The 21,125-nt window shown below is 52.5% G+C and carries 24 protein-coding genes; 13 read left to right on the top strand and 11 right to left on the bottom strand.

Going from position 1 to position 21,125, the window contains the following annotated elements:
• Positions 1–386: 386 nt before the first annotated feature.
• The gene (locus Q7J88_RS12095; RefSeq protein WP_303722487.1) at positions 387–1,142 is read left to right on the top strand and encodes a DUF169 domain-containing protein; all 756 of its coding nucleotides are present in this window, start codon (positions 387–389) and stop codon (positions 1,140–1,142) included.
• 205 nt (positions 1,143–1,347) lie between these two features.
• Here Q7J88_RS12095 and Q7J88_RS12090 read toward each other — a convergent pair whose 3' ends face one another.
• The 8 genes from Q7J88_RS12090 to Q7J88_RS12055 form a co-directional block, all read right to left on the bottom strand.
• Positions 1,348–1,836: a MaoC family dehydratase gene (locus Q7J88_RS12090; RefSeq protein WP_303722486.1), complete on the bottom strand. Its 489-nt coding sequence runs from the start codon at positions 1,834–1,836 to the stop codon at positions 1,348–1,350.
• 18 nt (positions 1,837–1,854) lie between these two features.
• On the bottom strand, positions 1,855–2,121 hold the full coding sequence (locus Q7J88_RS12085; protein WP_303722485.1) for an antitoxin: 267 nt from the start codon (positions 2,119–2,121) through the stop codon (positions 1,855–1,857).
• Between the two features lie 73 nt (positions 2,122–2,194).
• Positions 2,195–2,932, bottom strand: coding sequence for a FadR/GntR family transcriptional regulator (locus Q7J88_RS12080; protein WP_303722484.1), 738 nt, complete (start codon positions 2,930–2,932; stop codon positions 2,195–2,197).
• Positions 2,933–3,077: 145 nt separating this feature from the next.
• Positions 3,078–3,830 (bottom strand): response regulator transcription factor, encoded by a 753-nt coding sequence (locus tag Q7J88_RS12075; protein WP_303722483.1) that lies wholly within the window; start codon positions 3,828–3,830, stop codon positions 3,078–3,080.
• Positions 3,831–3,844: 14 nt separating this feature from the next.
• Positions 3,845–5,212: a HAMP domain-containing protein gene (locus Q7J88_RS12070; RefSeq protein WP_303722482.1), complete on the bottom strand. Its 1,368-nt coding sequence runs from the start codon at positions 5,210–5,212 to the stop codon at positions 3,845–3,847.
• A gap of 78 nt (positions 5,213–5,290) precedes the next feature.
• Positions 5,291–6,895 carry a thiolase family protein gene (locus Q7J88_RS12065; RefSeq protein WP_303722481.1) on the bottom strand — a complete coding sequence of 535 codons (1,605 nt, stop codon included), beginning with the start codon at positions 6,893–6,895 and terminating at the stop codon, positions 5,291–5,293.
• Between the two features lie 217 nt (positions 6,896–7,112).
• Positions 7,113–8,567, bottom strand: a complete 1,455-nt coding sequence (locus Q7J88_RS12060; RefSeq protein ID WP_303722480.1) for a HAMP domain-containing sensor histidine kinase — start codon at positions 8,565–8,567, stop codon at positions 7,113–7,115.
• Positions 8,568–9,242 carry a response regulator transcription factor gene (locus Q7J88_RS12055; protein ID WP_303722479.1) on the bottom strand — a complete coding sequence of 225 codons (675 nt, stop codon included), beginning with the start codon at positions 9,240–9,242 and terminating at the stop codon, positions 8,568–8,570. It lies immediately after the preceding gene.
• Between the two features lie 391 nt (positions 9,243–9,633).
• Here Q7J88_RS12055 and prmA point away from each other — a divergent pair, with 391 nt between their 5' ends.
• Genes prmA through Q7J88_RS12040 form a run of 3 tightly spaced genes read left to right on the top strand, consistent with a single transcriptional unit; the run spans position 9,634 to position 12,765 of the window.
• On the top strand, positions 9,634–10,554 hold the full coding sequence (gene prmA, locus Q7J88_RS12050; RefSeq protein ID WP_303722478.1) for a 50S ribosomal protein L11 methyltransferase: 921 nt from the start codon (positions 9,634–9,636) through the stop codon (positions 10,552–10,554).
• A 4-nt stretch (positions 10,555–10,558) separates the two neighbouring features.
• Positions 10,559–11,326: a 16S rRNA (uracil(1498)-N(3))-methyltransferase gene (locus Q7J88_RS12045; RefSeq protein ID WP_303722477.1), complete on the top strand. Its 768-nt coding sequence runs from the start codon at positions 10,559–10,561 to the stop codon at positions 11,324–11,326.
• Entirely contained in the window at positions 11,323–12,765 is a 1,443-nt protein-coding gene (locus tag Q7J88_RS12040) for an RDD family protein (RefSeq protein ID WP_303722476.1), read from the top strand. Before Q7J88_RS12045 ends, Q7J88_RS12040 begins: the two co-directional genes overlap by 4 nt.
• A gap of 52 nt (positions 12,766–12,817) precedes the next feature.
• On the opposite strand, the gene Q7J88_RS12035 is transcribed toward Q7J88_RS12040, so the two are convergent.
• Positions 12,818–13,435 carry a hydroxyacylglutathione hydrolase family protein gene (locus Q7J88_RS12035; protein WP_303722475.1) on the bottom strand — a complete coding sequence of 206 codons (618 nt, stop codon included), beginning with the start codon at positions 13,433–13,435 and terminating at the stop codon, positions 12,818–12,820.
• Positions 13,420–13,644 carry a hypothetical protein gene (locus tag Q7J88_RS12030; RefSeq protein WP_303722474.1) on the bottom strand — a complete coding sequence of 75 codons (225 nt, stop codon included), beginning with the start codon at positions 13,642–13,644 and terminating at the stop codon, positions 13,420–13,422. Before Q7J88_RS12030 ends, Q7J88_RS12035 begins: the two co-directional genes overlap by 16 nt.
• 89 nt (positions 13,645–13,733) lie before the next feature.
• On the opposite strand from Q7J88_RS12030, the gene dapF reads away from it, so the two are divergent.
• From dapF to Q7J88_RS12005, 5 genes are read left to right on the top strand one after another with little or no spacing between them, the layout of a single operon-like run.
• Positions 13,734–14,573 (top strand): diaminopimelate epimerase, encoded by an 840-nt coding sequence (gene dapF / locus Q7J88_RS12025; protein WP_303722473.1) that lies wholly within the window; start codon positions 13,734–13,736, stop codon positions 14,571–14,573.
• Between the two features lie 11 nt (positions 14,574–14,584).
• Entirely contained in the window at positions 14,585–15,232 is a 648-nt protein-coding gene (locus Q7J88_RS12020) for a pyrimidine 5'-nucleotidase (protein WP_303722472.1), read from the top strand.
• Positions 15,232–16,116: a deoxyribonuclease IV gene (locus Q7J88_RS12015; RefSeq protein WP_303722471.1), complete on the top strand. Its 885-nt coding sequence runs from the start codon at positions 15,232–15,234 to the stop codon at positions 16,114–16,116. Before Q7J88_RS12020 ends, Q7J88_RS12015 begins: the two co-directional genes overlap by 1 nt.
• 1 nt (position 16,117) lies before the next feature.
• Positions 16,118–16,567, top strand: coding sequence for a D-aminoacyl-tRNA deacylase (gene dtd / locus Q7J88_RS12010; protein WP_303722470.1), 450 nt, complete (start codon positions 16,118–16,120; stop codon positions 16,565–16,567).
• Between the two features lie 13 nt (positions 16,568–16,580).
• The gene (locus Q7J88_RS12005; protein WP_303722469.1) at positions 16,581–17,108 is read left to right on the top strand and encodes a DUF4124 domain-containing protein; all 528 of its coding nucleotides are present in this window, start codon (positions 16,581–16,583) and stop codon (positions 17,106–17,108) included.
• 39 nt (positions 17,109–17,147) lie between these two features.
• Here Q7J88_RS12005 and trxA read toward each other — a convergent pair whose 3' ends face one another.
• Positions 17,148–17,477: a thioredoxin gene (gene trxA / locus Q7J88_RS12000; RefSeq protein WP_303722468.1), complete on the bottom strand. Its 330-nt coding sequence runs from the start codon at positions 17,475–17,477 to the stop codon at positions 17,148–17,150.
• Positions 17,478–17,675: 198 nt separating this feature from the next.
• On the opposite strand from trxA, the gene Q7J88_RS11995 reads away from it, so the two are divergent.
• From Q7J88_RS11995 to hemA, 4 genes are read left to right on the top strand one after another with little or no spacing between them, the layout of a single operon-like run.
• Entirely contained in the window at positions 17,676–18,254 is a 579-nt protein-coding gene (locus Q7J88_RS11995) for a hypothetical protein (RefSeq protein WP_303722467.1), read from the top strand.
• Positions 18,255–18,264: 10 nt separating this feature from the next.
• Positions 18,265–18,951, top strand: a complete 687-nt coding sequence (locus Q7J88_RS11990) for a bifunctional precorrin-2 dehydrogenase/sirohydrochlorin ferrochelatase (protein ID WP_303722466.1) — start codon at positions 18,265–18,267, stop codon at positions 18,949–18,951.
• A complete protein-coding gene (gene ccsB / locus Q7J88_RS11985; protein ID WP_303722465.1) occupies positions 18,948–19,781 on the top strand; it encodes a c-type cytochrome biogenesis protein CcsB in 834 nt (277 codons plus the stop codon). Before Q7J88_RS11990 ends, ccsB begins: the two co-directional genes overlap by 4 nt.
• A 20-nt stretch (positions 19,782–19,801) precedes the next feature.
• Positions 19,802–21,115, top strand: a complete 1,314-nt coding sequence (gene hemA / locus Q7J88_RS11980) for a glutamyl-tRNA reductase (RefSeq protein WP_303722464.1) — start codon at positions 19,802–19,804, stop codon at positions 21,113–21,115.
• Positions 21,116–21,125 lie beyond the last annotated feature (10 nt).

Raw genomic sequence — 21,125 nt, 5'->3', positions numbered from 1 at the left:
CTCAATATTCTTTCTAGGGCAGGAACTGCCCGAAGTCACGCCCGTGGAGAATCCTCTGACGGCGGAACGGCTCGCAAGAGCCGGTCTACGAGTCATGGTTCGTTGAAACAGGAAGCTCCGTCGCTTGCGGCGGGGTAGTTCACTGCAGTGCTCTCAGTCAACGGCGATCGATTTGCCGCAGAAAGCCCTGATCTGGCAGGATGTGTCCGGTCAGGTCTGGTTGAGCTAAAACGATCCGCAATAGCTTGATCACCGTCATCAGCTCGGCTCCTGTGGGGCGATGGCGCTACAGAAGGTTACCGGAGCTTTGAGCAAGTTTGCAGAATTGGCGACGTCACCTTGAGCTGAGGAATAGACGTTTCATTTTTTTTGTTTAGGAGGAGATGATGGACAATTTTCTTGAAGTGGTAAATGCGACTGTCAACCCGGCGACTCAGCCGGTGGCTGTTAACCTGATAACTGAAGCAGCGAAGCTGGAGGGAAAAAAGATCCGTTTGCATGGTAAGCGACTGACCATCTGCCAGCAGATTGCCTACAGCCGGATGTACGCTTGGTCGACCTGCTGTACGGCAGAAACCGCGCATTGCGTGTTGGGGGCCGGCTGTACCGGTTTGATCGAAGCTCCCCAGCGGGTGGTCGATGGCGAGGTCAATAAAGGGATTTATCAGCAGAATCAGACAGCAGCTGCGGCCATGCAGCAGGAAATGCCGAAGGTCGATTCCAATGTCGCTGCAGTTGTGACCTATCCGCTCAGCAAACGGTTGCAGGGTATCGAACCGGACCTGGTGGTGATTTACGTCAATACTGCACAGGCGATGCGCTTTGTGCAGGCCTTTTTGTATCATGATGGGGGTGAGTTCTGCATGAAATCTTCCGGCGATGCCGGGGTCTGTTCCCGGGCGGTGGCGCAGGTGGCGATGACCGACGAACCGACCATCGAGATTCCTTGCCTCGGAGACCGCCGGTTCGCAATGGCCCAGGATCATGAACTCTGCATCGGAATCCCGGCAAGTTGGCTTGAGCGAACTGCAGAAGGTTTGCAAGCGACCCACAAGGCGGGAATCAGGTATCCGATCCCGTTTCAAATCCCTGCGGAATGCGATCTGCCACCGGCCTTCATTACTTCTGAGAGTGATTATTAACTAACAGCTTTTGGTGGTTAACGGGAATGGAAAAAACTTTTAAAAATTTTTGCATATTTAAATGTCTGGATTTTGATACGTTTGGCGCGAAAAGAAATTTCCTGGGGCAAGCAGAATCAATCTTGATAGGCTTTATGCAGGGATTTATCAACTAGCACAAAAGTGATTTTGACCCATTGTCCTGCAGATTTTAGGGCCGCTTTCTTTATGGGAAGACGCGCGCCAGAAATTCTGCGACGCAGGCCGGCTTTTCCTGCCCTTCGATTTCGACGGTGAGCAAGTAGCAGATCTGCACACCGTTTTTCACCTCTTCCGTAGCCTGTATCTGGGTATGTGCTCTGATCTTCGCCCCGACCTTGACTGGTGCCGGAAAGCGGACTTTGTTCAGCCCGTAGTTCACCCGGTATTTCATGCCGGGATAATTCTGCGGAAAAAAATCGGGATGGTTACTCTCAGTCAAATAAGGGAGGAGCGACAGAGTTAAATAGCCGTGCGCGATTGTTGAGCCGTATGGCGATTCTTTTATCGCGCGTTCCGGATCGATATGAATCCATTGCAGGTCACCGGTCGTTTCGGCAAATTTATCGATCCTTTGCTGATCTATTTCCAGCCAGGGGCCAACGTGAATTTCATGGCCGATCCGCGGCTGGTAAAAAGCGATCAATTCGGCTATGGCGCGTTTTTTTTCATCCATTTTTCGACTTTTATTCGGTTAGGACTCGTTCATCAGTCGGTCCAGTTTCGCCAGTTTGTTCTGCACTGCGTCGTCGACCTCTTTTTGCCCGAACATCCAGCTCAGTTGTCCCAACATCAGGGTGACGTCGGCAAGTTCGGCAATCACCGCCTGCTTGTCGATTTTCCCACGGCGATAATGCTTTAAAGCCGCGATTAGCTCGGCGCATTCCTCAACTGCTTGGTCGTATTGGGCATCCTCGCCCCATTTGGCAATCGTGTCCCGGTAAATTTTTTCCAGCTGCATTTATCTAGTCCTTGCGCGTGAAAGCAAAAGGCTGCTTGTGGAAAGCAGCCTTTTGAGCAAATCGTTTGGGGGTTTACGCTGTATCAGGTCTTTCCTTCTGCAGGAACAGCGCAAGCTTTTCCTCAACCAGTGTCAGGTGCTCCATCATCTTGTCGCGAGCGCGTTCCGGGTCGTGATCGGCGATCGCTTCCATGATTTCGCGGTGGTGACTCAGCAGCAGTTCGATATAGCCTTCCTTGCTGTAAAATTCACTCAGGGCCACCATGATGGTAGTTTGAAACAGCGACTGGATGGTGTTGAGGACGTGAACCTGCAGCGTATTGTGTGTTGCCGCGGTGATGGTCAGGTGAAATTCCGAATCGATCTCCGCGTCCCACCCGCCGGTCTCTGCCTGTTCGACCATGGTGGCGTACAGTTCGCGCAGTCGTTCAATTTCCGAATCTTCAGCCCGTTTTGCCGCCAGGTAGGCTGACCAGGTTTCCAGGCCGATACGCACTTCGGTTAACGCATGAAGCATGCGCGGGTCCCGGCGTTCAACCATGTTAGCCAACGGATCGGCCATCGTGACGTCAGCCAGCGAGCGTACATAGGTGCCGCCCCCCTGGCGTGACTCGAGAAAACCCATCGCCTCCAGGACCATGATCGCTTCGCGGACTGAAGGGCGGCTGACGCCCAGAAAAGAGGCCAGCTCCCTTTCGGAGGGAATTCTTTGCCCTGGATTCAGTTCGCCGCGGGAGATCAGTTCTTTAATCTGGTCAACAATCTCTTCAGACAGCTTTTTGGGGCGGATCGGTTTAAAAACAGTGGCCATGTTATCCTCCGGTTTACTTGGTAAGACCTTTTACCATAGCTGGTGGGGAATAACAAGAAAAGAGCTGTCCAATCTTAATAGGCTGGGCAGTTCCTTTGTCGGCGAAATGGGATGGTTCCGGTCATACCAGTTTGGCGGAAGATGGTTACTTCGGCTGGTTGCTCTGCTGAAAACGTTTGAACCAGGCCTGAAAATCTTTCTCTTCCCGCTCCATTTCAAAGGCGTTGACCAGTCCGCGGGCCAAAGAGACGGCAACGGCACGGTTACGCAGATTGAATGAATCGCCGACCTTCTTACAGTGGAACTGTTCCTGGTCGAGACCCAGCTTGTTGTACAGGGAATTGAGTCGACTCTGCACTCCGCGGCGGGATAGGTAGCGACGTTGGGCAATCAGGTTGTCGGTCAGGCCAAGGGAGATGTCGAGCAGCGCCTCGTATTCGATATCGGAAAGCGCCGTCAAACTGTGCCCGGCGCGGCCCTGCACCTTGCGGACTTCTGGGGCGATCCAGCACTGTTCTTCCAGCAGCACGGTGCGGATGGCAGAAGCGATCCGGTCGCGCGGGCTCGACTTGAGGATGTAGCCGTAGACGGTTTCCGGCGGTACGACCTTGGCCAGCGCGCGTACGTACATTTCATCTTTGAACTGACTCCAGAAGACTATGCGTGCTTCCGGTTGTTTTTCCCACAGGCTGCGGGCGAAATCGATACCGTTCATTTCCGGCATCTGAATATCGCTGATAATCAGCGGGTTGTCCCTTTCCAATCCCATTTCCAGAGCGACTTTTCCGTTTGGCGCTCGGGTCACCTTAACCTCTTCCTCCCAACTACTGAGCAATTGCTCGAGAAATTCAAAATCTTTAGGGTTGTCTTCAGCGATTAAGATCTCTATTGGGTCCATGTTGTGCTCCGGAATCAGTTGGTAGCTAGCGCCAGCTCAAAGCGGGTGCCGCTGGAAAAGCGTGAATCTCGCCAGACGATTTCGGCACCTATCGCTCTGGCGCGCTCACGAATATTGTTAAGGCCACGACCACCGCTGCTGGTATTTGGGTCAAAACCTTTACCATTGTCTTCTACCGAGATGACCAGCAACTTTTCCCTAACCTCGAGGTTGACCTCGTAGCGAGTCGCCGCGGCATGTTTGATGACGTTGTGGATCGCTTCGATGATGATCCGGTACAGAGTCAATTGTTGTAGCCGGCTAAGGTTCAGTTCCTCGACGCGCGGATCAGTATATAGATGATACTCGGGCAGGTCGTCGTTGCAACAGTCCTGGTCAAGGTGAGATTCCAACGCCGCGGCCAAACCGAGAATGTCGAGGGTTTGAGGGTGCAGGTTATTCATGATGTCACGCAGGTTGCTGATAGCGCGATCTAGATCCTGCTCTAAGGTAATGATGCTGTGCTCAGTACCCTGGTCGGGAGCTTTAGCGGCAAGCGTCTGCAGTCCCCGCAACACCGAAGATAGGTCAGCCAAGGTTTGGTCGTGTAGATCCATGGCGATTCGGCGGCGTTCCTCCTCTGCTCCTTCCAGCAGCTTTTCTGTGCCGACCACTTTAATCAGCCGATTTGTCATCCGGTTGATCGATACCGCCAGGGCGTCGAGTTCATCATTGATATGTTTTGGTGCCGGAGGCAATTCCAGGTCGCCAGCGGCGATCCGTCCTGCATTGTCAGAAAGCTGTTGGATACGGTTAAGAATTCGGCGGCTGAAATAAACGGCAACCAACAGACAAAGCAGGATAGCCAGAACCAAAACCGAAATAGAAACCAGAACGGTGTGTTCGATGAGCTGGTTGATATCCTTGTTCTGCAGGTGTCTGAGCTTGTTGCGGTAGACCTGAGTCGTATTGGAAAGACTGGATAGCTGGGCGCGGAAGTTGGCATATAATTGCGCGATCTGTTCCGGTTCCAAGCTGATCGCTGGATTGAACTTATCGACCAGTTGCTTCAGTTGTTCAATGTCATCGGTCCCTTTCAGTGGGCCGAATGGTTCAATCCGTTCTACCGCCGCTTCCAGTCGATCGTACAGGTCGCTGACCAGGGCCATGTCTTCCGCATTTGCCATCCCGGTGTACTGCAGGGCGCGGATGATCACCTGCAGCCTGCGGGCGGCCATGTCTGCTTCAGCGAGAGCGACGAAGGTGTCGCCGATCGCTTTCGACGTCGCCCTTTTACTCGAAAGATCCCAATAGGTATAGTGCATGAACCCGAGCAGCAGGACCAGTAGGAGCAGGACGGTTGTGGGTGCCAGCAACACCTGTTGTTTAACGGTTATACGCATTCGCGTAATTTAGCACGATAATTTTTCCAGCGCACTGTGCAGATGCGCACTCCGGACTGCTGTTCTGACCAATAATTATCACTTCTTACGTCGTAAATGCCGGAATGCGCTGTCGGCCAGTTCGACCATACCCTCGATAGTCTTTCGGTAGAAGCGTCTGATCGGCACGTCGTTGACCCGCAACTCACCTTCAAGCTGCTGCAGGCGGATTTTCTCTCCCGAAGAAAGCCCTTCTAAAGATGAGGCCGCCTGCGGATCGACGCCGATTAGGAAACGATATTTTTCTCCGGCATAGCTGGTGGAAAATAGCAGCAGGGTGCGCTGGGCATTGCCGGTGCGGAAATCGAAACGGGAAGTCTTGGCTAGCAACTTTCCGCTGCATTTCTGGTCTTTCCCCAAGATTGCTTCGAGGTTGATTTGGGGTGGTTTCAAATGCCCTAGAGGGACTTCCACAGAAGGTTTGTAGGGGGACGGACTTCTGTTTTGGTAATGATTGTTGTCCTCCAGCAGGATGACGACGTTGTTGTTGATCGGCCCGCCGATCGAGTGTGACAGTCCGGCAGCATATTTCCCTTCACAGAGCAGCTGGTAGTTCTCGACAATTTGCACCATGCCGGTAGCGCCGAGCGGGTGGCCACGTCCTTTCAGCCCTCCGGTCAGGTTGGTCGGGAAACTGCCGTTCGGGCCGGTCAGGGCCGGGTTGAGCAGGCTATCAAACAGCTGCTCCCGCGGTACGACGCCAAGATCCACGAGGTTGATCGGCCCGAAGCCGTTGAACGGATCATGCATGTTGATATGGATTTTCCCTTCGAGTTGCTGCAGATTGTTCAATCCAGCCAGGCCGAGGGCCTGTTGCAGAGCGATCAACGTGGCGGGAAAGCTGGTGAAGGTCATTCGATCTGCAATGGTTGGAATATCTGTGCCTGAGCCGACTCCAGCCACACGCACCCTGTTTTCATCCGCGGTTAATAAACAGGCGGCGATACCGTCCGACATCGGGCAGAAATCGTAATAACGGAGCGGGTTGTAATACAGGTAGTTCTTTCCTGTTTCGATGTCGGCAAAGTATTGCTCGACCGGGAGTTCATAATTAAAGTGAGCATTCGGATTTTTTGCTGCATAGGACTGTGCCCGCTCAGTCCAGCGGGCGGAATATTCAGTCCATTCCTGCTCTTTTAAGCCGAATTCGGTCATCAGGGACTGGGCGACCAGCGCCCCGCAGGCTGGCATCGTCAAGCCGTATTCGGCTTCCTCCCGATCGATGACCCCGGCAACAATTCGGGTCGCCTGGCTGGTGGAAACATCGCTCATCTTTTGGATGCCGACTGCCAGAACATGGTCGTGCTGCCCGGAAGCGATTTCCAGGTAGGCTGCTTCGAAGGCGCTGGCACCGGAGGATGACGCGGTGTCGACCAGCACCGATTTGGCGCCGCTGATTCCGAGGCGACCGCAGACTTTTGCCGCTACGTTATCAATCTCGGAGAAGGCAAACGGATTTTGACTGCCAACCACCACGCAGCCGATTTTCTCCTTCCTAAATGAGGAGTTTTTGAACAATGGGTGCAAGGCATCAACCAGTTCTAGAAAACTTAATTTTTCAAGATGCTTGCCATTGTATTTGCCCACTGGGAGCATGAAAGAATCGGCTAAAAAAACCGGACGGGGGCGGAATGGGGGATGCATAATTTCTCCTGAACATTAATGGCTTAGCATAACATTTTATACAGTAAAATGTGCAGGTGGGGATTCGGTTGGGAAGTAGCTTTGCTTGGAGAAATAAAAAACGCCCCAAAGATCTGGAGGGGGGGGAGATCTTCGGGGCGCGAAACCTCCAAAGAGGTTTACATTGCTCCTTATATAACAGGCAAGATGAAAAGGGAAGATAAAAATTTATTATTAATTAAACAGGAGAGGGTGGGATTGCAGAGCCATCAGGCTTCGGTGTTAGTGGTAGTGTGATGGCAAAGCTGCTCCCTTGGCCCGGAGTGGAGCAGACCATGACATTCCCCCCGTGAGCTTCTACGAGCCATTTGGCTATTGCCAGACCTAAGCCGGAGCCTCCATCATTACGGTTTCCGGTTTTGTTGATGCGGTAGAACCGGTCAAAAATGTGTTGTTGATGTTCGTAGTCGATGCCAATTCCGGTGTCTATGAAAATGATCCGCGCCATTTCACCCTGCAGGGACCAGTCGATAGTGACCGTTCCTCCCTCTGGGGTATATTTAATGCTGTTAGTCAGCAGGTTAAGGAATACCTGGCGAATCCGGTTGGCGTCTGCAAACAGGCTCACCTTCTGCTTCGGGGCTTGCAGGTTAACGGTAATCTGCTTTGGCGCAGCAATGATCTTCCCTTGGAAGAAAAGCTCTTCGAGCAGTTCATTGAGATTGAGCGCCTCCATTTTCAGTGGGATTTCTCCCAACTCGCTTTTTGACAGCATCAGCAGATCATCAACCAAGTGCCCCATCCGGCTGATTTCTTCCAAGTTTGAATTGAGAACTTGCCGCAAGTCTTCAGCACTTTTCTCACCGCGTAAACCGATCTCTGTCTCGCCTCGCAAGATGGTCAGTGGCGTACGCAGTTCATGGGTAACATCGGTGGCAAATTGGCGAGAGCGCTGCAAATACCCCCCGATCCTTTCGGCCATCCTGTTATAGCTGTTTGCCAGTTTCTCGATTTCCTTACCCGTCAGGGTTGGGGGGGCGAATAGTTGGTTCAGGTTCTCCTCGCTGGTCATGTCCATTTTCTGGGCTATTTGTTTGATCGGTCCCGTGAACAGGCCAAGGAACAGCCATTGGCAAAGAGCAAGACTTCCTGCGGCGGCCAACCCGGCAGCTATCAAGATGAGTTTGTAGTGGGTAAGCCCGGCATTAAGGGCTGCTAGGGAGTGTCCTAGTTGGAGGTGAAAGCTAACCTGGTTATTGCCTATGATCGGAAACGTTAGCCGTCGAATCTGCTCATTTTGACCGATATTGATTGATTCGAAATAAGCTTTTCCCGAAGCTGAGTGCGCTTCAGCTTCAGGCCCCAGCGACAGCTGTTGGCTGAGAGGTTGACGGCTGCGACAAAGGGGGACCCCTTGCAAGGAAAAGAGTGTAACTGCCTGTTCGCTGGTCTGAAAGATGACCTGCCGGTTGAAATTCTGGCAGAAGTCTTTTGAGGTAGCAGTGGCTGGGTCAACTTCGCGATAGTCATAAGCGAAGTTGCGGGCAATCGACAACAGCTGGCCGTCCAGGTTCTTGAGGGTTTCCAGCTGTAGTTCGTAATAACAAAAAAAACCGCCCGCACCCAGAAAGAGCAGCAACAGGATAAAGCTCCAAAGGGTGAGGCGGTTTCTCAATTTAGCGCCGGTTGGCAATTAATCGGACTCCTTGAGGACATAACCGACCCCACGAACAGTGTGGATGAGTTTCTTGTCGAAGTCCCGGTCGATTTTCTTCCGCAGGTAATTGACGTACACATCAATGATGTTGGTAAAGGAATCGAAGGTGTAGTCCCATACGTGTTCTGCGATCATTGTCCGGGTCAGAACCTGGTTCGGATTGCGCATGAAGTACTCAAGCAGAGCATACTCTTTGGCAGTCAGATCGATTTCCTTGCTGTTGCGCCAGACCTTGTGACCCACCGGATCGAGGCGTAGGTCGGCAAAATAGAGTTCCGCGCCACGGTCTTGGGAACCGCGACGGATCAGCGCTCTGACACGGGCGACCAGTTCGGCAAAAGCGAACGGCTTGGTCAGGTAGTCATCGCTACCGATATCGAGTCCGGAGACGATGTCGTCGACAGTATCTTTTGCGGTCAGGCAGAGAATTGGCACAGGGATGTTCTTTTCACGAATCTCCTTGATTGCGCTCAGCCCGTCTTTTTTGGGCAGCATGACATCCATCAGGATCAGGTCGTAGCTGTTGCTCTCCGCCATGTAAACGCCCTCTTCGCCATCATAGGCAACATCAACGGCAAATTCCTCTTCCTCCAGACCCCGCTTGATAAAGCTGGCAACCTTCTTTTCGTCTTCAACTACCAGGATGCGCATTTAGTGACTCCTTCGTGGCAAGATGTCGGGTGAGGCCCCGCCTCTTTTATAAACTTTCGTGCCGAAATTTAATCGGTCATCGAGTGAGAAATTTTTAGTTTGGAAATATACACAAATACCTGGGCTTTGCTAATCTACAGCTATTTTCATAGTAGCTGCTCATGAAAATTCCTACCAACTTTAACAAAGAGTTGGTGTCAGTGCAAGAAAGATAATAATATTTTTTAATTATTCCTTTTTTCTGTTGAGAAAAACGGGGCTTTGATTTCCGAGCGTCTTACTTCTCTCATTGGACTAGTCTTAGAATTCAGCCAGACTTTTAATGTTGTGTCAACGTTTTTCTTAAGATTCTTTGTTGATTTTCATTCATCCTCTCTGTTAATTAGTTGATATGGAAAATGAGTGGATTGTCATTGAAGTGTCGTTGCCGGGGCAGTATGTCGAGTTGGCCGGGGCTGTTCTTGCTGATTTGGGGGCCGGCGGAACGGTGATAGAAGATCGGCAGCTGGACACATTCGTCGTACCGGATGAAGAACTGTTGCCCGAGCAGCGGTATAGCCTGAAGGCCTATTTTGAAGCTGTCGAAAACAAGTCTGGGCTGCAACAGCAGATAATAGACATCTTGCAATCTCTGCCGGCGCTGGGGGCCGATCAATTTACCGTGACCTCGCCGCGTGTCGTCAAAATGGAAGACTGGGCGGAAAACTGGAAGCAGAATTTTTCGACTCTGCGGATCGGTACCCGTTTGGTTATCCACCCCAGTTGGGAAGACTATCAACCAGTTGCCGACGAAGTGGCGATCGAAATCGACCCCGGCATGGCGTTTGGTACAGGCACACATGGGACCACGCTGCTCTGTTTGCAGATGATCGCTGAATTGTTGGACGCCCAAAATCCCCCAGTGAAGATGCTGGATGTCGGGACGGGCTCTGGAATTTTGGCGCTCGGAGCCGCAGCTTTGGGGTGCAGGGAAATTCTCGCAAACGATATCGATCCGTTGGCCTGCCAGGTTGCGCAAGAGAATGTCGTGAAAAACAATTTCAGTGACCGGATTGAGATCAGCCCACTCCCGTTGGAGGAGTTGCAGGGAACATTCGATCTGGTTGTCGCCAACATTCTTGCAGAAGAGAACATTCGTTTAAAGGCCGAACTATTAGGACATCTGCGCCCCGGGGGGTGGCTGGTGTTGTCCGGAATCCTGCAAGAGAAGGAGCAGTTGGTCCGTGACGGGTTTGCTGACCTGCCATTGGACGCCCTTCCAACCAGGGTTCAGGATGAGTGGATCTGTTTGCTTTATCGGCGTAGAAATTAACTAGATGCACCGTTTTTTTGTCCCGCATGAACAGTTTGTGCCCGGCCAACTTGTTGAACTTCCTGCCGATGTGGGGCGTCATCTGCATTCAGTTCTCCGGTTGACCGCAGGGGCCGAGTGTACCCTGTTTGATGGAAAAGGGGTTATTGCCAGGGCAGAGGTTCAAGATGATTTTCGCGTCGAAATTCTCGATGTGGAGTACATGCCAGAACCTGTCTGTCACTTAACTCTGATTCAGGGACTACCGAAGGGAGAAAAACTGGAGCTGGTACTGCAAAAGGGGACAGAGCTTGGTGTTAATCAGTTCTTGCCAACCCAGATGACGCGCAGTGTTGGCCGACTGAAGCCGGATCGCGAGCAGAAAAGGCTGCAGCGTTGGGAAAAGATTGTTCAGGAGGCGGGTCGCCAATCGGGACAGGCCTACCTTCCGCAAATAAAGATCGAACAAAGTCTGGATGCTGCCCTCGCTGCGGTTGAGGCTGACTTGAAGCTGCTGCTTTGGGAAGAGAGCAGGATGCCGCTTGACCGGGTGTTGCCAAAGCTGACTCCACAAAAGGTTTCAGTGATCGTCGGCCCGGAAGGTGGTGTAACTGCTGAAGAAGCGCAACAGGCTGAAAAAGCAGGATATCAGCCGGTCAGTCTTGGACCGAGAATTTTACGGACCGAGACTGCCGGACTTGCGATTGTGGCAATTTTACAATATCTTTATGGAGATTTAACTCACGGTCGGTGCAGCACTAGCACTGCGTTCCAAGGAAAGGATGAGTCATGAGATGCCCTAAGTGCGGCTACAACAGTTTTGACCATCTCGATAGCTGCAAAAAGTGTGGCAAGGATTTAACTGAGCACAAGCAGAAATTCGGGATTGTAAGTGTTCTCTTCCCCGGGCAGATGAAGCCTGCAGGCCAGATAGCAGCCGAGGAAGAAAGTATTGTTGAAGAAGTAGTTGCCGCGGCAACTCCGGCTGTGGCGGCAGCAGTGGCTGAAGGAATAACTAGGGCAACGGCTGAAGATCTGAGCGTAACCGACAAACCTGCAGCAACGGAAACAAGTGAAAGAGATGAGTTCGGCTTCGACTTTATGAGCGATAGCGAAGAGGATGAGGATCTGTCCTTCGATGAGCTGTTTGAAGAAGCACCGGTTGATGAAGACGTCGAAGAGTCTTTGCCTTCACCAGAAGCTGAAGATGAGGGTGATGACGAGTTTTCATTCGATATAGGCAGCACTGAAGAATCTACGGATGATGCTTCCGAATTAGAAGATGATTTCGGTTTTGATCCGAGGAAAGAGGCTTCTGAGGTGAGAGAAACTGTTAATTCATCAAGGGACAATGAGGGCAACCTCTCGTTCGATAGCGATACGATCGAGTTTGAAGACAATGAGGAACCAGGGGTCGCGGAGGACCCTAAAGACCCTTTTGACTTACCGGGGTCCTCTCCGCAGGAGGGGGCTCCGGAAGAACGGGTCGACCTGACTATTGCCGAACCTGAAGATGAAAGGGTGGTGGTCGCGGAGGATCGAGATTTTCAGGCTAATCTGTTGGTTGAAGAGCAGGCTGATTTAGGGGCTGTCGCAGCAGACTTAAGCATCGATCCTCTCCCCTCAGCGGCTGAGTCGGGTGCAGCGGGCCTGGATTCGGTCGCATCCGGCATTCCGGGGAGGGTGGTTGAAGAGCCCCTTACCGATCAATTTAGCTCGAACCCTCTTGAAGAGGCAGAGAACGCAACGGTCTTGGTGGCAAGCGGAACTGCGGAAATTAAATTGCTGCCATCGATCGGAAATAGGGTTGCAGCGTTTTGCTGTGACCTTTTTTTGCTTACCGTTGTAGGGATCTGTTTTGTGCTGGCGGCTGAAGCTGCGATTTCGACTTCCAGAAACGGACTGCTCCCATCCTTTGAAATCCTGCTCGATCTTTCCATCCCCTATTTTTTAGTCCTGTTTTCCTTGGCGTTCGGCTATTTTACCCTGTTTCATTTTCTGGCCGGGCAGACACCTGGTAAAATGCTGGCCGGGTTACGGGTCGAGACCGTTGCTGGTGAGCCGCTGCTCTTCTCGCAGGCATTTTTACGTAGCGTTGGCGGGTTGCTGCAGTTTCTGCCGATCGGCTTTGGTTATCTGGCTATTCTTTTTAGTCCCGATCGACGAGGCTGGAATGACCGCTTGGCTGGAACCCGGTTGATCTCTTTACGGGGGTTGACGGAAGATGTGTAAACAAGCAGCTTGCAATGCAACGGCCCCGAATTATAAGTCCGGGGCCGTTTTTTTATCCGAGCCGCAATTTGATGAAACTCTGCAGGTCGGGACATTTAAGAAAATCGTTGTTTTCCAACTCCCAGGCGATGGTTGAGGTCGGGGTCGGACCGTAATCGTGGCCGGGAAAAACCTCGGTGTCAGTCGGAAGGTTTTTCAGTCGCTGCAAGCTATAGTACAGATCCTCGACATTGCTGCCGGGTAGATCGGCTCTGCCACAGCGGCTGACGAACAGGGTGTCGCCGGTAATGATCCGCTTGCCGGTTTTGAAAACCAGCGAGCCCGGAGTGTGCCCGGGAGTATGCAGAACCTCTATCGCAGCGTTGCCGAGGGGGATAACGCTCCCTTCGGACAAAGGCAGATCGGGGTTTGGCACATCGGTTGGGTTGGCCGCCAGTTGAACATTGGTCAGTGCTTGAATGCGCTGGTTGCCGGCAACATGATCCTGATGTCCGTGGGTGTTTAGCAGCAGCTTGATGGTGACGCCGCGCTGTTTGGCTTCGGCAATCAATACCTCTGGGCGCATCGAGGGATCGACAGCTGCCCCTTGCATGGTCTCCGGGCAATAGACCAGATAGGAAAAGTTGTCCATTTCGCTGGCAGCCAGTTGAACGATCAGTAATTCAGCCACGGCTCCGGGGCCTCCTCCTGGGCGATCAGTTTGATTTCCCCTTCGATCACTTTGAAGCGATTGCCGGTTGCCCGCACCAGCCATTCATCTCCCTCTTCCGGAGGTTGGGGGAATTCTCGGTTGCCGAGGAAAACATCTTCGTTGTCGATCATCGCCCACCAGTCGAGGGCGCCGGTCTGCCAAAGCTTGGTCTTCAGGTTAAAAGCCATATCAATCTCCGTAAATATCAGTTGTGAGCATTCCAGACGCTGTTTATAGTATCAGAGACTGGGGGTCAACAACAACCGAAGGAATGCGTATGAAATTCACGAAAATGCATGGGGCAGGCAACGATTACGTCTATATCAATGGCTTCGAGGAGCAGGTTGCCGATCCTGTGATTCTGGCGCAACGGGTAAGCAATCGTAATTTCGGGATTGGGTCGGACGGGCTGATTCTGATTTTGCCCTCCGAACTGGCCGACGTGAAGATGCGGATGTTTAACGCCGACGGCAGCGAGGCGGAGATGTGTGGCAACGGTATCCGCTGCGTCGCCAAGTACGCTTATGATCATGGTTTAGTGAAGAAACAACAGATTGAGGTAGAAACGGCGAGTGGCGTTTTACCGTTACAGCTGTTTATTGGCGCTTCCGGGTTGGTTGAGCGGGTGCAGGTGAACATGGGAACGCCCCGTTTAAAGCGTGCCGCCTTGCCAATGATCGGCCCGCCTGAGGAACAGGCCGTGGCGATAAAACTGCCGGTGGATGATGGTGAAATTGAGGTTACCTGTGTCTCGATGGGTAACCCGCACTGCGTGGTTTTTGTTGATGATGTTGAACAGTGCGACTTGGAACTGATCGGTCCGCTGGTTGAAAAACATGACTGGTTTCCGAACCGGATCAATGTCGAGTTTGTCCAGGTGGTAAACAGTAAAGAGGTGATTCAGCGCACCTGGGAGCGTGGGGCCGGGGAGACGCTGGCCTGTGGAACCGGGGCTTCGGCAGTCACGGTTGCCGGGGTATTGACCGGTCGCACCGATCGGAAAATTGTCAACCACCTGCGTGGAGGCGACCTGCAGCTGGAATGGTTGGAAGATGGCCCGGTGATGATGACCGGCCCGGCTGTAGAGGTCTTTTCCGGCGAGTTCAACCCAAGGTAGAATGTAGAGAAATGAAAGCGGTACTTTTTGACCTGGATAATACCCTCTACCCCGCAGAGCGGGACCTGTTTTCGCTGATCGATGTGCGGATCAATCATTACATGCAGACGCAAGTCGGGATCGAACAGCAAGAGGTCGATACATTGCGTCGTCGCTACTGGAAGGATTACGGCACCACTTTGCAGGGCCTGATCCGGCATCACGAGGTCGACCCGGAAGACTACCTCACTTATGTCCATGAAGTCGATGTCGGCAGCCGCCTCTCGCAGGATGCTAAATTAAGGCAGGTGATCGAATCACTTGGAGTGCCGAGCTACGTTTTTACCAATGGCTCCCGCTGCCATGTAGATCGGGTACTCGCGGCCCTCGGGCTAGAAGGGGTGTTCGCCGGGATTTTCGATATCCGGGTTGCCAATTATCAGCCGAAGCCGAACCCCGATCCGTATCAACAGATACTGGAACATTTACAACTTTTGGGCGACCACTGCGTGATGGTCGAGGATCAATCGCTGAATCTGAAAACCGCCAAGCAATTTGGCATGAAGACGGTGTTGGTTGGAAATGGTCAGCCGAACCAAGCTTTGGAATCCTATGTCGATGCCCGGTTGGCGAGCCCGGTGGAAATAGCCCCACTACTAGAAGACTGGATGAACTCCTGATGGTGAAAGAAAATAGGTCGCGACCGTTGCTGGTCGGTGCCCATGTTTCGATTGCCGGAGGTATCGAAAAAGCTTTTGCCCGCGGGGAGGCAATCGGTGCTACCGCGATTCAGGTATTTACCCGTAACGCTAGCCGCTGGCAGGCAAAGCCTCTCTCTTCAACTTCCGTTGCTGCTTTTCGTGGCGCCCGTGGGAAAAGTGACATCGATTACGTTGCCGCTCATGATAGCTACCTAATCAACCTTGCAAGTCCAGATACAGAACTGCGGAACAAATCGATTCTCGCTTTTGTTGATGAGATGGTGCGCTGCTCGCAACTCGGCATCGGGGATCTGGTCATGCATCCCGGCGCCCATGTCGGACAGGGGAGTGAAGCTGGACTGCAGACGCTGCTCGAGAGTTTTCGGCAGGTGTTCGATCAGGCGCCTCAGGATGTTCGGGTATTGGTGGAAAATACCGCTGGTCAGGGGACCTGCCTCGGCTCCCGTTTTGAAGAACTGGCGAAGATTCTAGAATGTTTATCGTCATACAATCTGGCGATTTGTTTCGACACCTGTCATGCGTTTGCTGCCGGTTACGATTTAAGTAGCACAGAAGGCTATGCCGCTGTGTTGGAGGAATTTGATCGTTTGCTCGGCTTCGAAAGTCTGGCCTTGTTTCACGTCAACGACAGCAAGAAACCGCTCGGTTCACGGGTTGATCGGCACGATCATGTCGGCCGTGGTTTGATCGGTCCAGACGGCTTTAAGGCCTTGATGCGGGATCCGAGGTTTGCCGGGATCGCAAAGATTATTGAAACCCCGCCGGGGGAAAGCCATTGCGATGATTTTAAGAACCTGGCTTTGCTGCGCAGCTTTGCCGGGTTGAATCAGGGGGAAGCTTGATATGCGTGCGGTTCTGCAGCGAGTTACACAGGCCGGGGTCAGGGTCGATAACGAAAAAATTGCCCAGATCGGTGCTGGCTTACTGATTTTGCTCGGTGTCGAACAGGGAGATGATCATAAAGCCGCCGACTACTTGGCGGAAAAGATCGCCAGTTTGCGGATTTTCGAGGATGAGGCTGGTAAAATGAACTTATCGGTCAGTGACATTGCCGGCGAACTGTTGGTGGTGTCGCAATTTACCCTTTTGGCTGACTGTCGCAAAGGGCGGCGACCTGGGTTCAGCCAAGCTGCGCTGCCCGATATGGCTGAGCCACTGTGCGATTATTTTGTCGAGCAATTGCGGAAGATGGAGCTTCTGGTGCAAACCGGTCGTTTTCAGGCCGATATGGCTGTTGATCTGGTCAATGACGGTCCGGTAACTATCATGCTTGACAGCCAGCGAAAATTTTAGCAAGGAGTTGACCATGCGTCTGTTGTTGATGACAGCTTTGGGGCTATGCCTGCTGGTTTCTACCTGCTGGGGACAAACCTACTCTTGCCGCGATGCCAGCGGCCAACTCCATTTTGCCGACAGCCTGCAAGGACTGCCGGAAGAGTGTCGTGGCAAAGAAAATGTTGTCAAGCCCGGCAAGGTAGACAACCTGAATTTTGTCCCGCAAACTCCAGTTGAGCCTGGTGTAAGCAGGGAGTTTCAAGAAAGTGTCGAGGCTGCTGATCAGAGGCTGCTGAAAAAGCAGCAACTGGCAAAAGATTTGAAAAAACGAGCTGAGGAGCTGGCTCAAAGTTATCAGCAAGCAGTGACAGAGAAGCGTAAAGCGAAGCGGAGGTGGGATTATCAATCGCGGGAGATAGTGATCAAGGCCAGTAATGATATCGAGGAGGCTCGGTTGGGAAAACAGCGGTTACTTAAGGAACTCGAAGTTGCACGGATTGCAAGCGAGCAAAAGAAGGCGATACAAGAGATTTTAACGAGAGTTAAAGAGAGCGATTAAATATTTAAGGGCTCCCTTTTTAGGGAGCCCTTTCGAATTTTAAAGCGCTTTTTGCAGCAAGCCTTCCAGCTGATTTTTGGGAACAGCACCGACCAGCTGATCAACGATCTGGCCATCCTTGAACAGGATCATGGTTGGAATGCCGCGAACCCCGTACTGGGCGGGAGTAGCCGGATTTTCATCGACATTCACCTTGCCGATTTTGACTTGGGCATCGAATTCTTCTGCGAGCTGATCGATTACCGGTGCAATCGCCTTGCAGGGGGCACACCAAGTGGCCCAGAAATCTACCAGAACAGGAACAGAAGATTTCAGAACCTCTGCATCAAAGTTGTCATCCGTAAATTCTAAAACTTTATCACCGGCCATCAAAATCTCCTTTTTCGGTAGGCAGTGGGGAATAGATCGGTTCGGAATTGATATTCAAAATATATAGAACTTGGCAAAAATATCAAGAAGCAATTCGGTTTGGCAAACCTGTTGCTTGACAGTCTGGGAACGGCTTCCTATCATGCCTGAATCTCTCTGTTGATTTAGCTGCGAAGCTGCTGTGGGACGAGGAAGAAAATGGAACAAAAAGTTGCTGCGTCATGTGGCCAATTGCAGGAATTACTTGGGAAATTTTGCCAGCAGCAGGGGGGAGGCGTGACTGGGCTGGCACATCGCTTGGGCGAGTTGTTTGCTGGTGGAGGACAACTGCTTCTGGCTGGAAGTGCGGCTTTTCAGCCGGTAGCTCAGCTCTTGGCTGGCCATTTCACCTATCGACTCGGATTTGATCGCCCCGTTCTGCCGGCCATCGCACTGGGCAGCGATCCTGCGCTGGCGGCGGTGATGAGCAACGCTGGGGAGTCGGAACAGCTTCTGGTCCGCCATTATCGGGCACTCAATAGCGACAACCATCTGTTGTTGATGTTAAATGATGGTTCAGCCTCGAATGCGTTGCGGGCTTTGCGTGACGAAGTGCTTGATAATGAGCAGCAGGTCGCGTTGCTGACTAGTGAGAGCCATGCAGATCCCTTGTGTCGTGACGGCGTGGATCATTGTATCGATCTGGGAACTTCCGTGGTGCCTCGGCAGTTGGAATTGGCTCTGTTTGCCGGACAACTGCTTTGTGAGTTGGTGGAAGCCGAACTGTTTGGTGTTTAAGGTCGCTTGAATGGAAAATGAGGCAGAGCGGCTTTCTTATCCGGTTGTTTTGAATTTGTGTGATCGGCTGGTTGTAGTGGTTGGTGCAGGTGCAGTTGGGCAACGCAAGGTGAGCAAATTGCTGCAAGCAGGCGCCAAGGTACGCTTGGTCGACCCGGCACTGGATCAGGCGGATTGGTCTGCAGCAGCGGTAGAGGCGATTGCGCGCCCGTTTTGCCCAGAAGATCTGACTGATGCCGCGTTGGTGTTCGCCTGCACCGATTCCGCGCAGGTCAATCAGCAGGTCGCTACAGAGACACGGCGACGCAACCTGCTCTGTTGTCGCGCGGATCTTTCGGATGGCGGAGACTTTTCCCTGCCAGCGGTCTGGCAGCAAGGGCGTTTGTCGGTGGCGGTATCGACTGCTGGCGGTAGCCCGGCGTTGGCCGCTGAGATACGGGATCGCGTAGCTGACTCGATTCCTGCGAGTTGGGCTCTTTCATTAGAGGTAATGGCGGAAATTCGACAAAAGCTGTTGACGGGGCAGTTCGCCGCTCAATATAATCATCAGGTTTTGCGTAGTTTTTGGGTTGAGCAATTGCTTCCGTTGCTGGAACTAGGGAAGCTTTGTGAAATAGATCAGTTATTAATAGAAAACTTTGGCCCTGAATTTTCTCTGGAGCAGCTGCACCTGCAGCTGCCGGAAGGGAGCGTATGAATATTCTTTCCGTTTTATTTTATGCGGCACTGGTCATTTATTTTCTGGCCAGCACCTTCTATCTGGTCGACATGATCGGGAAGAAACCGCAGGCTGGCAAGATCGGGCGTTGGATCTTGGTCGTTGGAGTGGTGCTGCATGCTGCCAGTTTCGGTGTCCGGCATGCAACTGCCGGTGGTACCCCGGTCACTACGCTGCATGAGTCGCTATCCTTTTTTGCCTGGTGTTTGGTGCTGCTCTATCTGCTGCTCGACCTGCGCTTTCGCATGACGGTGATGGGGGCGTTTGCCGCTCCGCTCGCTTTTTTGTTGATGCTCGGTAGCGCCCTTAGCCCCGATATGGTGGTGCAGCTCAACCCGATGCTGCGTAGCTGGTTGTTTCCGGTGCATATCGCATTCGCTTTTCTCGGTAATGCCACCTTTGCCCTCGCCTTCGGTGCTGGCGTCATGTACCTGGTTCAGGACCGGATGCTGAAAAGCAAGCGTTTTACAGGTATCTATCAGCTGCTGCCCTCCCTTGATTCGCTCGACAAGGTCAATTACACCTGCTTGAGCGTCGGCTTCCCGTTGATGACCTTGGGGATCATCAGCGGAGCATTCTGGGCCAACACCGTCTGGGGCACCTACTGGAGCTGGGATCCGAAAGAAACTTGGGCGTTGATCACTTGGTTTCTTTACGCCGGTCTGCTGCATGGCCGGCTGACGGTAGGGTGGCGGGGGCGCAAGGCGGCCATTTTTGCCATTATCGGTTTTTTGTTTTTGTTGTTTACCTATCTCGGCGTCAACTTGCTGCTCGGGGGGCAGCACACTTTTGATGCCTTCACCAATTAACCGGAGCTGACGAACAGACCATGGATATTGTTGTAGTGGGACTGAGTCACAAAACGGCTCCAGTCGAAATTAGAGAAAAAGTTGCTTTCGCCCCCACAGAGATGGAAGCTCCTTCACAGCAGATGATGGCCTTGCCGGCGATCTCCGAAGGGGTGATTGTATCCACCTGTAACCGGGTCGAGTTGTATGCTGCCTCGCGCAATATTGAAGCGGCGATCATCGAGCTGAAGAACTTCATGTCGGAGTATCACAAGATTCCTTCCGACATCCTCAATGAACATCTATACGAGTACGAAGGTGAGGCTGCCATCCGCCACGTACTGCGGGTTGCCTCCAGTCTCGATTCGATGGTGATCGGCGAACCGCAGATTTTGGGTCAGATCAAGACCGCTTACGGCTACGCTACCGAATTCAAAACCGCCGGGGTGATTCTCAACCGTTTTCTGCACAAGGCCTTTTCGGTTGCCAAACGGGTGCGTACCGAAACCGCCATCGCCAGTAGCGCTGTGTCGGTCTCCTTTGCAGCCGTTGAGCTGGCTCGCAAGATTTTCGATACTCTCGAGGACAAGACCGTCATGCTGATCGGCGCCGGTGAGATGTGCGAGTTGGCCGCCAAGCACTTCGTTAATAACGGTGTCGCCCGAGTGATGGTCACCAATCGGACCTTCGCCCGCGCCGAAAAACTGGCCGCCGAGTTTGAGGGCGGTATCCCGGTTTCCTTCGAGAACTTCCGTGAGCAGTTGCATCGGGTCGATATTGTCCTCTCCTCCACTGGAGCGCCCGATTACGTGCTGGAGGCGAAAAAGGTCAAGGAAGTGATCAAGAGCCGTCGTCACAAGCCGATGTTCATGATCGATATTGCCGTACCGCGCGATATCGATCCGTTGGCTGGTAAAATTGATGGTGTCTACCTCTACGACGTCGACGATTTGCAGGGTGTGGTGCAGGCCAACCTGAAAGAACGGGAAAAAGAAGCGGCCAAGGCAGAGAAAATCATCGACGGCGAGATCGTCCAGTTCCAGAAATGGATGTCTTCGCTACAGGTCAAACCAACCATCGTTGCCCTGCGCCGTCAGCTTGACGAGGTACGCAAGGTTGAAGTTGAAAAGACCCTGTCCAATTTGAACGGACTCGGCAAAAAAGAGCAGAAGGCGATCGAGGCAATGGCCAACGCCATCGTCAACAAGATTCTGCATCACCCGACCAATATTTTGAAGCAAGCCCAAAACGGCAGTGACGGCGACCTGTACATTGACGCCGTCCGAACCCTGTTCGATCTGCCTGAAAATACTGACGCTCAGCAGCAGATTGCTGAACCGTTAGACGACCAATAAAGGAGTTTGA

It is taken from the genome of Malonomonas rubra, assembly GCF_003247215.1.
Taxonomy (GTDB): Bacteria; Desulfobacterota; Desulfuromonadia; order Desulfuromonadales; family Geopsychrobacteraceae; genus Malonomonas; species Malonomonas rubra_A.
This window is presented reverse-complemented; position numbering and strand designations above follow the sequence as displayed.